Source organism: Kitasatospora sp. NPDC059088, assembly GCF_042738155.1.
Taxonomy (GTDB): domain Bacteria; phylum Actinomycetota; class Actinomycetes; order Streptomycetales; family Streptomycetaceae; genus Kitasatospora.
In genome coordinates this window covers 1-10160 of sequence record NZ_JBHYGR010000176.1, presented here as the reverse complement: position 1 = coordinate 10160, position 10160 = coordinate 1, and the positions used below count along the sequence as shown (strand labels likewise).

At 74.9% G+C, this 10160-nt stretch carries 9 protein-coding genes; 6 read left to right on the top strand and 3 right to left on the bottom strand.

Translation table 11 applies throughout. From position 1 onward, the window contains the following. The first annotated feature begins 217 nt into the window (after positions 1-217). Complete coding sequence (locus ACFWXO_RS41225) at positions 218-1498, top strand: globin domain-containing protein (RefSeq protein WP_380531342.1); 1281 nt, start codon at positions 218-220, stop codon at positions 1496-1498. 12 nt (positions 1499-1510) lie between these two features. On the opposite strand, the gene ACFWXO_RS41220 is transcribed toward ACFWXO_RS41225, so the two are convergent. Next, positions 1511-2914, bottom strand: coding sequence for a selenium-binding protein SBP56-related protein (locus tag ACFWXO_RS41220; protein ID WP_375895982.1), 1404 nt, complete (start codon positions 2912-2914; stop codon positions 1511-1513). 347 nt (positions 2915-3261) lie between these two features. On the opposite strand from ACFWXO_RS41220, the gene ACFWXO_RS41215 reads away from it, so the two are divergent. Then, positions 3262-4233 carry an alpha/beta hydrolase gene (locus tag ACFWXO_RS41215; protein WP_380531339.1) on the top strand — a complete coding sequence of 324 codons (972 nt, stop codon included), beginning with the start codon at positions 3262-3264 and terminating at the stop codon, positions 4231-4233. Between the two features lie 71 nt (positions 4234-4304). Beyond that, positions 4305-5099 carry a spermidine synthase gene (locus ACFWXO_RS41210; protein WP_380531360.1) on the top strand — a complete coding sequence of 265 codons (795 nt, stop codon included), beginning with the start codon at positions 4305-4307 and terminating at the stop codon, positions 5097-5099. A gap of 28 nt (positions 5100-5127) precedes the next feature. Here the strand turns inward: ACFWXO_RS41210 and ACFWXO_RS41205 are convergent, their stop codons facing one another. Next, positions 5128-5445 (bottom strand): ArsR/SmtB family transcription factor, encoded by a 318-nt coding sequence (locus tag ACFWXO_RS41205; protein ID WP_380531336.1) that lies wholly within the window; start codon positions 5443-5445, stop codon positions 5128-5130. Between the two features lie 156 nt (positions 5446-5601). Between ACFWXO_RS41205 and ACFWXO_RS41200 the strand changes: the two genes are divergently transcribed. Then, positions 5602-6846, top strand: coding sequence for an MFS transporter (locus ACFWXO_RS41200; protein WP_380531334.1), 1245 nt, complete (start codon positions 5602-5604; stop codon positions 6844-6846). Here the strand turns inward: ACFWXO_RS41200 and fabV are convergent. Next, positions 6789-8009: an enoyl-[acyl-carrier-protein] reductase FabV gene (gene fabV, locus ACFWXO_RS41195; RefSeq protein WP_380531331.1), complete on the bottom strand. Its 1221-nt coding sequence runs from the start codon at positions 8007-8009 to the stop codon at positions 6789-6791. The genes ACFWXO_RS41200 and fabV overlap by 58 nt on opposite strands. A gap of 261 nt (positions 8010-8270) precedes the next feature. Here fabV and ACFWXO_RS41190 point away from each other — a divergent pair, with 261 nt between their 5' ends. Then, positions 8271-9092, top strand: a complete 822-nt coding sequence (locus tag ACFWXO_RS41190; protein WP_380531328.1) for a class I SAM-dependent methyltransferase — start codon at positions 8271-8273, stop codon at positions 9090-9092. A gap of 203 nt (positions 9093-9295) precedes the next feature. Further along, positions 9296-9988, top strand: coding sequence for a DedA family protein (locus ACFWXO_RS41185; protein WP_375895971.1), 693 nt, complete (start codon positions 9296-9298; stop codon positions 9986-9988). Positions 9989-10160 lie beyond the last annotated feature (172 nt).

Sequence of the window (10160 nt, the reverse complement as noted above, 5' to 3'; positions counted from 1 at the left end):
GGGGGGGGCGGGGCGTGGGGGGGGGGCCCGCGGGGGCCCCCCGGGGGGGCCCCCGCCCCCGGGGGGGGGGCCCCCCCGGGGGGGCGGGGGCCGCTCCGCCGTGCCCGGGCCGTGCGCCGCGGGCCGCGCGCCGGCCACGGAGGGCCGATGGTCCCGGGACCGTCCGGGGCCATCGGCCCTTCCCGCCCCGGTGGCCCGGCAGTTGACTGGGCAGGTCATGGACTACAGCAGCCAGGCCGACGCGGCCGCCACCGCCGAGTACGACCGTCTGATCGCCCGCCACCACGCGATGCGACTACGGCGCCAACTCCTCAGCCCCGCAGCGCCGTCGGGGCCCCGGTCCGGTGCAGGCCCGGGCCGCGACGGCCGCGAGGACCACCAGGACTACGGGGACCAGGACTACGGGGACCACGACGGCGCCGCGGACCAGCACCTGATCCGGCGCGAACTCGGAGCCGTCGCCCCGCTCGCGGACCTGATCGACCGGCTCTACGCGGTCATGTTCCGCCGCCGCCCCTTCCTGCGCCCGCTCTTCCCCGCCTCGATGGAGTTCCAGCAGGCCCACCTGGAACGCATCTTCCACCACCTGATCGACCACCTGCACCAGCCCGCCGACCTCGCCCGCATGCTCCGCCAACTCGGCCGCGACCACCGGAAGCTGGGCGTCCGGCCGGTCCACTACGCGGCCTTCGAGGAGGCCCTGTGCGCGGCCCTCCGGCACCGGGCCGCCGAACGGTGGACGCAGGAGCTCGAAGCCGCCTGGGTGCGGATGCTGCGGTTCGCCGTCGGTGCGATGGTCGCCGGCGCCGACTCGGCGCTCACCGAACCCCCGTACTGGCACGCCGTGGTGACCGGCCACGAGCGCCGCCGCCCCGACCTCGCCGTGGTCCGGGTGCGTACCGGGGAGCCCTACCCCTACCGGGCCGGCCAGTACGGCACGGTCGAACACCCGACGCTGCCGCACACCTGGCGGCAGTACTCGATGGGCTGCGCCCCGCGCGGCGACAACGAGTTGGAGTTCCACGTCCGCCGGACCGGCCCCGGCGGCGTCAGCGCGGCCCTGGTCGAGCACACCGCCCTCGGCGACCGGCTGCGCCTCGGCCCGCCGCGCGGCGGCCTGCTGCCCGACGGCGACGCCCGCGACCTGCTGCTGGTCGCGGGCGGCACCGGACTCGCCCCGATGAAGGCGATCGTCGAACAGCAGGCACTGCACCGCCCGCCGGGCCGCCGGGTGCACCTCTTCGTCGGCGCCCGCGACCGGTCCGACCTCTACGACTGGCAGTCCCTCTCCGAACTCGGCCTGCACAAGCCCTGGTTGTCGCTCACCCCGGTGACGGCCGGCCGCCTCGCCGACGCCGTCGCCGCCGCCGGGGACTGGCGCGAGCACCTCGCCTGCGTCAGTGGCCCGGCCGGGATGATCGCCGCCGTCCGCTCCGAACTCCTCGCGGTGGGACTCCCGTTGGACCGGATCCGGTTCGACCGGTCGGCCTACCGGTAGCCCCGCCGGGGCTCACCGGTAGCAGTACGAGTCCGAGGAGGCGTCCCCGCCCGCCAGGTGGGTCTGGTGGACGCGCAGCCCGCGGAAGTCGGCGCCGTGCGGGAAGAACCGCTCGTCGACGCTCAGGCCGCCGGCCTCCGGGTCGGCGTCCAGCTTGACCATCCACGGTTCGATGCCGTCCGGGTAGAACTGGTCGTCCCAGGCGCCGTACAGGGAGTTGGTGAGGTAGAGCCGCCGTCCGTCCCGGCTGATCTCCACCATCTGCGGCGCCCCGCTCAGCGGCCGCCCCGGCTCGGCCGGGTGCGGGGTGCGGGCGGCGACGCCGCCGAGGCGGACGGAGGAGGCCAGCCGGGGGTGGAACGGGTCCGACACGTCGTACTGGAACAGCTCGCCGGTGCCCCAGGCCGACACGTACAGCCAGCGGTCGTCCACCGACAGGTTGATGTCGGTCACCAGCGGCGGCACCGCCCCGAACGGCCTTAGCGCGGGCGGGAGTTCCTCGGCCCGGGCGGGCTCGGCCGGGATCTCGATCACTTTGCGGGCGGTGAACGCCGGGCCGTCCCGGTACCAGAGCCAGACCGAGGAGGAGAGGTCCTCCACGTTCACCACCACCCCGGCGAAGCCCCACTCCGCCTGCGGGTCGTGCGCGGGGCGCAGCTCCAGCACCATCTGGTACTGGTCCCCCAGGTCGACCCGCTGGAGGTGCCGGCCGGTGCCCAGCTCCCAGAAGTGCAGAGCGTGCCCGTACTTGCGGGCGAGCAGCTGCTCGGGCAGCACCCCGTCCTCGACCATCCACGGGGTGCCCCACTCGCTGGTCACCCCCACGTCGGTCCCCAGGTGCCACCAGACGTCGTACGCGAAGTGCTGCGGCCCGCGCTCCGTCTCCCAGGGGCGCAGCACCTCGAAGGTGGTGTGGTCCAGCAGCGCCACCCCGCCGGGCCCGTCGCCGCCGTCACCCGCGCCGAGGCAGGACAGGAACACCCCCTCCGGGCCGCAGTGCAGGGTGTGCGGCCGCGAGTAACCCGCCTTCGCGGCCAGCTCCTTCGCCTCGACCGTCTTCACCAGGCGCGGCCGCACCGGGTCCGGCCGGGTGTCCATCACGTGCAGCCGCGACGACCGCAGCCCCGGGAGGAGCAGGAACCGCCGCTCCGGGTTCTCGTGGCAGGCGTGCGCCAGCGCGCTGGAGCAGGCGTTCCAGCCGAAGTGGTGCAACTCGTCCCCGAGGGTCGGCAGTTCGGCGAAGTTGAGCACCTTCCCGTAACTCGGCGACGCCGGGTCGGTGTCCACGGTGAGCAGGGCATCCGGCTGCCGCCCCGCCCGGTCGAACCCGGCCACGTACGCCAGTTTCTCCGGCGGCGCCGCGATCGCCTCCGCCGCCGAACGGTAGAGCGACGGATCGATGTGCCCGTGCTGCATGCAGACTCCCCAACTCGCCGTGTCCGTCCGGGAAGCGTTCCACACGACCACCGGCGCACAGCAGGCGCACGCGAAGCGACGGGGAAGCGCGGACGGCTGCCCTTGCGCGGTGCACGACGGCGTCAGCGGGGGCGACAGCCGGGCAGCGTCGTCCAGGCCGTGGCCGCGCACGTGACGGCGGCCCTCCACCCGCCGACCGTCGCCACCCCGGCCTCCGGCCGTTCGCCCCGGAGCGCTTCGGGACGGCTGCCGCGCGGGCCGCGGCTACCGGCCGGTATGGTCGGGGGCGGAACGGGTGGTGACCTGCCGGAAGGGCGGGCGGAGCAGAGGGACGGGTGCGGCGGCAGATGGAGTTTCGGGAAGACATCCTGGGTGCCCCCTACGAGGCGGCCGAGCTGACGCTGCGGTCCGATGACGAGGGGGCGGTCTGCGCGACGCTGGTGCGGCGGGTGGTGCCGGGGGCGGAGCGGGCGGTGCTGTACGTCCACGGGTACAACGACTACTTCTTCCAGACCAACCTGGCGGAGCACTACGCCGCGCTCGGGTTCTCGTTCTACGCCCTGGACCTGCGCAAGTACGGGCGCTCGCTGCGGCCGCACCAGTCGCCGAACTTCGTCCGCGACCTCGCCGAGTACGACGAGGAGATCGACGAGGCGGTGCGGATCATCCGGGAGGTGGACGGGCACCGGCAGCTGCTGCTGAACGGGCACTCCACCGGCGGGCTGGTGGGGGCCCTGTGGGCGGGGCGCCGGGCCGGGCGGGGGCTGGTGGACGGGCTGTTCCTGAACAGTCCGTTCCTGTCGATGCCCGCCGGGGCGGCCGTGCGGACGGCGGGCGGGCCGGTGGTGACGGCGCTCGCGCGGATGAAGCCGACCCGGATCCTGCCGTCCTCGCTGAACCCGCACTACACCCACAGCCTGCACAAGGACCACAAGGGCGAGTGGGACTTCGACCTCACCCTCAAGCCGGCCGAGGGCTTCCCGCTGTACGCGGGCTGGCTGTCGGCGATCCACCAGGGGCACCGGCAGCTGCGGCACGGTCTGGGGATCGACGTGCCGGTGCTGCTGATGGCCTCGACGAGGTCGGTCTCCACCACCAAGTGGCACAACGCCCTGCACCACGCCGACGGGGTGCTGCGCGCCGACGACATCGCCGCGCAGGGGCCGCGGCTGGGCCGGCACGTCACGGTGGTGCGGATCGAGGGCGGCATGCACGACCTGGTGCTGTCCGGCGAGACGGCCCGGACCGTGGTGTTCGCCGAGCTGGACCGCTGGCTGGCGGCCTACCTGGACGTGCGCCCGGTGGGGGAGCCCGCGTGACGGACGGGCCGGTGGAGGCGGACGAGCCGGTGCCGGTCGGGCGGGCCACCGACCTGGGCTTCGCCAAGCTCATGCCGGACATCGACCGGGACGGCGGCTGGCTGCTCACCCTGGACGGCACCCCGCAGTCGTACGTCGACCTCGCCGACCCGACCCACCTGGAGTTCGAGTACACCCGCCGGCTCGGCCACCTCGCCGACGCCCTGGCGCCCGCCGGCCGGCCGCTGGACGTGCTGCACCTGGGCGGTGGCGCGCTCACCATGCCGCGCTACCTGGCCGCCACCCGCCCCGGTTCGCGCCAGCGCGTGGTGGAGGTGGACGGGCCGCTGCTGGAACTGGTCGCCGCGCACCTGCCCTGGCAGGGCCCCGGCGCGGACGTCACCGCGACGGTCGGCGACGCCCGGGCGGCCCTGGCGGCCACCCCGGTCGGCTCGCAGGACCTGCTGATCGCGGACGTCTTCCACGGCTCCCGCACCCCGGCGCACCTCACCTCGGTGGAGTTCCTCCGGCTGGCCGCGGCGGCGCTGCGCCCGGGCGGCTGCTACGCGGCCAACCTGGCGGACGGCCCGCCGCTGGCCTTCGCCCGGGCCCAGGCGGCCACGGTGCGGGCGGTGTTCCCGTACGTGTGCCTGGTGGCGGAGGCCCCGGTGCTGCGCGGGCGCCGGTACGGCAACATCATGCTGGCCGGCTCGACGGCCCCACTGCCGGTGGCGGAGCTGACCCGGCTGCTGGCGGGCGACATCTTCCCGGCCCGGCTCACCGACGGCGCGGAGCTGGCCGCCCTGGTCGGCCGCACGGCCCCGGTCACCGACGCCGACGCCACCGACTCCCCGCCCCCGCCGGACGGCGCCTTCAGCGTGGGCTGAAGGCGGAGCACGCTGAGTCGGCCGCCCGTCAGGCCGCGCGGTCGATGTTGTCCAGTACTGCGCGGAGCAGGCCCGGGAAGCGCTCCTCGAACTCCTCGGTGCGCAGCCGGGCGCTCTGCTGCTGGCCCTGGGCGGTGCGGAGGATCAGTCCGCACTGGCGCAGCACCCGGAAGTGGTGCGAGGCGTTCGACTTGCTGATGCCCAGGGCGTGGTAGATCACCGAGCACTCGGTCTCGCCCTCCCGCGCCAGCAGGTCGACGATCCGCAGCCGCAGCGGATCGCTGAGGCCGTGCATGGCCTCGGCCAGGCTGACGGTGGCCGGTTCGGCGTGGAACGCATCTCGCATGGCTCGATTCTACGTTCGCCGTTCGCGGCGTTCCGGGCGTGCGTTCCGGGCGTGCGGTCCGGCCCCCGGCGCGGCAGGTGTGGTGGTGAGGTGTCGTCAGGTCTCCTCTGCGGAGCTCTCGTTCCAAAGGTTCAACGGATGTTGTACCGTCGAACCATGAATCCACGGATCCACCTCCTGGCCCTGGGGACCTTCACCGTGGGCACCGAGGGCTACGTCATCGCCGGAGTGCTCCCGAGCGTGGCGCACGACCTGCACAGCTCGGTCTCCGTCTGCGGCCAGCTGGTCACGGTGTTCGCGCTGGTCTACGCCCTGGCCGGGCCACCCCTGATCGGACTGTTCCACCGGGTGCCGCCCAAACGGCTGTTGACCGGCGCCGCGCTGTTCTTCGCCCTCGCCAACGCCCTCGCCGCGATCGCCCCCGACTTAACCGTGCTCGCCGTCGCCCGGGTGCTCGCCGCCCTCGGCGCCGCTCTCTTCGCGGCCCCGGCCGCCGCGACCGCGGCCGCGCTCTGCACCCCCGAGGAACTGCCCAGGGCGATCTCGGTGACCGCGGGCGGCAACGCCGTCGCCCTCACCCTTGGCGCTCCGATCGGGACGGTCATCGGCTCCGCCCTCGGCTGGCGCGCGTCCTTCTGGTTCGTGACGCTCCTCGCCGTGCTGACCGCCGTCGCCGTCCGGACCGGCCTGCCCGAGGTCCCACCGGGCGGCAACGCCGCCGCCGGGCGGCTCGGCCTGCTGCGCCGCGCCCCGGTCCGCTGGGGCCTGGCGACCACCTTCGGGCTGTTCCTGGCCGCCTACTGCGTCTACACCTACCTGGACCCGGTGGTGCACCGGGCGACCGGGCTCGGCAGCAACGGGGTGGCCGCGCTGATGATCGTGTTCGGGGCCGGCGGACTGCTCGCCGGACGGACCGCCAGCAGGCTCATCGCCCGGCGGGGGGTGGCCGCGGTGCTGCGCGGTGCCCTCACCCTGATCGCCGGGCTGCTCGCGGTGCTGGCCGCACTCACCGTCACCGACACCCCGCTGATCTCCACGGCCGTCGTGTTCCCGCTGGTGTTCGCCTTCGGCGCCGCCTGGTGGTCGGGCGGCATCGGCCAGCAGACCCGGCTGGCCGGACTGGCGCCCGACCAGCGCGCCCAGGCCCTCGGACTGCACTTCTCGGCGCAGTTCCTCGGGGTGGCGCTCGGCGGCGGGCTCGGCGGGCTGGCGCTCTCGGGCGTCGGCCCCGCCGCGGTACCGGTCGTCGGCGGGGCCGTCGCCCTGCTCGGCCTGCTGAGCATCCGCCGGGTCACCCCCGGGCCGGACACCACCGCCGGGGCCGCGGCCCCGGCGGCCGCCGGTCAGGACACCGGTCCCGGTCCCGGCCAGGGGACGTCGGTGGCCACCGGGGCGGTGTAGTCGACGCCGGGGACGGCGAAGCCGTACAGGCGCTGGACCTCGGCGTGGAACCAGTCGAGGTCGGCGAGGTCGGCCACGGTGTCGGTGGTGGCGGCCGCCCAGCGTTCGGCGACGGCGGCCTGGACCTCCTCGGCGAGCTCCCAGCCGTCCAGCCGGACCCGGCCCTCGTCGTCCAGGAGGAGCGGGGCGGCGCCGGTGAGCTGGTCCCACAGGGTGGCGAGCTGGTGCACCGGCGGGACCATGTCCGGGCCGAGGACGCCGCGCAGCAGCCCGGTGTAGAGGGCGATGCCGGGGACGGCGGTGGAGGACTGGGTGACGGCGGCGCCGTTGACGGAGGTGACGGCCCGCCCGCCGACCGCCTGGCCGAGCCGCTCGTCCAGGGCGCGGGCGGTGGCCTCCAGGTGGGCCTTGGCCGCGCCGATGGTGCCCTGCCGGTAGATCGCCGCCGTCAGCGGGGAGCCGATGTAGGAGAGCGCCGCGGTGGTGAAGCCCTCGCCGAGGAGCCCCCGGGCGGAGAGGCGGTCGATCCAGCGCTCCCAGTCGGCCCCGCCCATCACGGCGACGGTCTGCTCGATGTCGTCGCCCTCGGCCGGTTCGGTCCCGACCTCGCGGACCTCGGGGTGGCCCCGGTCGTCGAAGACGAGAGTCCTGGTGCGGTCGGCCCGGCCGATCGGCTTGAGGACGGAGGCGTAGGTGGCGCCGGTGTCGGGGTCGGTGCGCCGGGGCGCGGCCACCGAGTAGACCAGGTGGTCCAGCCGGCCGCCGAAGCGCTCCTCGATCAGGTCGGCGACCTGGTCCTTCATCGCGTCGGAGAAGGCGTCGCCGTTGAGGAGGACCACGTCCCGACCGGCGGCGCGGGCGAGTTCGGCGGTGGCGGCGGTGCGGTACCAGCCGGCCGTGGCGGTGCGCCGCTCGGTGGGGCCCTTCTCGAAGGAGACCAGGATGCCGCGGATGCCGGCCCGCTTGAGCCCGGCGACGGTGGCCGCCAGGCCGTACCCGGCCGAGGAGCCGATGATCAGGGCCACCGGCCCTTCGCCGTCCGGCAGTCGGGCCGGGTCGGGGCAGTCCCGCCACATGTCGGCGACCAGTCGCGCGCAGCCCGCCGGGTGGGAGTCGAGGAAGAGGAACCCCCGGTTGCGGGGGATGAGAACGCGCTCGCTCACGGTGGCAGTCCTTGGGTGGGCCGGGTGGTGGAGGCGGCTGCCGGAGAGGGCGCCGCGTTGCCAGTCTGGGACAGCACGGAGGCGGCCAGCGGCCACCGCCGGGCACAACGATCACGAGTGGATCTTGGAGTGTTCCGCCACTGACGCGCCCGCCCCGCCCCGCCCCGCGGCGCGGCGCGTCGCCGGGAGGGGCGGTCCGGGGCGGGTGTCAGAATCGGCGGGTTCATGCCGGAGCACGGTGCACGTCCGAAGGAGTGAGCGGTGAGCGGTGGCGGGGAACGTCCGGAGCTGGGGAAGGTGCCCGAGACGGCGCTGTGGACGCTGTGGCACCGGGCGGTGGAGGCCCGGCGGCCCGACGCGGTGCTGCACGACCCGGTGGCGGTGGGGCTGGTGGGGCGGATCGACTTCCCGTTCGCCGCCCGGTTCGGGGAGTCGCGGCTGGTGAGCCAGGTGCAGGCGCTGCGGGCGGCCTGCTTCGACCGGGAGGTCGCGGACTTCCTCGACCGGTACCCGCGGGGCACCGTGGTCGGCCTCGGCGACGGGCTGGAGACCCAGGCCTGGCGGGTCGACAACGGCCGGGCGAGCTGGCTGTCCGTCGACCTGCCCGAGACCGCCCGGCTGCGCGAGCAGCTGCTGCCGCCGGACGACCGCCACCGGATCCTCGCCTGCTCGGCCACCGACCAGCGCTGGATGGACGAGGTCGACCCGGACCCGGCGCGCGGCGTGCTGATCACCACCGAGGGCCTGCTGATGTACCTGCGGCCGACCGAGGTCCGGGCGCTGATCGCCGCCTGCGCCGAGCGCTTCCCGGGCGGCGCGCTGGTGCTGGACGCGGTACCGCGCTGGGCCGGCCGCCGGGCCGTGGCCGGGAAGCTGCGGGACCGGCACTACCAGGCCCCGCCGATGCCCTTCGGCATGGACGCCGACGAGCTCGGCAAGCTGGCGCAGGCCCACCCGGCGGTCACCGGCGTGCGGGAGGTGTACCCGGAGGGCGGGCGCGGACTGCTGCGCGCCGTGCTGCCGCTCGCGCGCGTGATCAAGCAGCGTCCGTCGGTCGTCGCACTGCGTTTTACCGAATCTTGAAGAAATGCCGGTCGGCCTGGAACTATGGGAGTCGGGACGTACGTCGTAACAACGGGTGATCGGCCAGGGGGACGGGCCGCCCGGCACGTTAGGCTGCGCCCCGGGGGGAGCGGCCAGGGTGCCGCCATCGGACAACCGCCGGGACGGGCGTGCGGCTCCACGGGGAGCCGACCCCGGCCCGACCTGCCACGGAGGTACTGGCCTTGCACATCGACGCCTGGATCGAGAGCGTCCCACCGACCGCGGTGTACGCCCTGATCGGCCTGATCATCGGGATCGAGTCGCTGGGCATCCCGCTGCCCGGCGAGATCGCGCTGGTCACGGCGTCCCTGATGGCGGTCAAGGGTGTGGTGAGCCCGTGGGGGATCGCGATCTGCGCGATCGCGGGCGCGATCATCGGTGACTCGATCGGCTACTCGATCGGCCGCAAGGGCGGCAAGCCGCTGTTCGAGAAGCTCGGACGGAAGTTCCCCAAGCACTTCGGGCCCTCCCACCTGGCCACCGCCGAGCGCTCCTTCCAGAAGTGGGGCATGTGGGCGGTCTTCTTCGGCCGCTTCATCGCCCTGCTGCGCATCTTCGCCGGTCCGCTCGCGGGCGCGCTCCGGATGCCGTACTGGAAGTTCCTGATCGCCAACGTGCTGGGCGGCATCGTCTGGGCCGGTGGCACGACCCTGCTGGTCTACAAGGTCGGCAAGGCCATCGAGCCCTGGCTCTCCCGGTTCTCCTGGGCGGGCCTCGCGGCCGCCGTGGTGATCGGGGCGGCCTCGGCCTGGGTGATGAAGCGCCGTGCGGCCAAGACCCACGCCAAGATCGAGGCGGAGGAGGCGGCCAAGGCCGCTGCGGCCGCCGGGGCCGGCACCGCCGCCTCGTCGGCCACGGCGCCCGTCGCCGAGTGACACCGCACCGACAGCACTGACACCTACGGCCGCCCATCGGGAGCGGCCGTGGAGGGTCGGGCGCGCCGGGCGCGGCGGGCGGCGGGGGGGGGCGGCTTGTCGGGCGCCGGAGGCGCGCCGCCCCCCGGCCGCGCCCCCCCGCGCACCACACAGCTCAGTGGCGCCCCGGGAC

Coding starts and splice junctions, on each gene's coding strand:
- ACFWXO_RS41225 (WP_380531342.1), top strand. CDS start 218: ATGGACTACAGCAGCCAGGCCGACGCGGCCGCCACCGCCGAGTACGAC.
- ACFWXO_RS41220 (WP_375895982.1), bottom strand. CDS start 2,914: ATGCAGCACGGGCACATCGATCCGTCGCTCTACCGTTCGGCGGCGGAG.
- ACFWXO_RS41215 (WP_380531339.1), top strand. CDS start 3,262: ATGGAGTTTCGGGAAGACATCCTGGGTGCCCCCTACGAGGCGGCCGAG.
- ACFWXO_RS41210 (WP_380531360.1), top strand. CDS start 4,305: ATGCCGGACATCGACCGGGACGGCGGCTGGCTGCTCACCCTGGACGGC.
- ACFWXO_RS41200 (WP_380531334.1), top strand. CDS start 5,602: ATGAATCCACGGATCCACCTCCTGGCCCTGGGGACCTTCACCGTGGGC.
- ACFWXO_RS41205 (WP_380531336.1), bottom strand. CDS start 5,445: ATGCGAGATGCGTTCCACGCCGAACCGGCCACCGTCAGCCTGGCCGAG.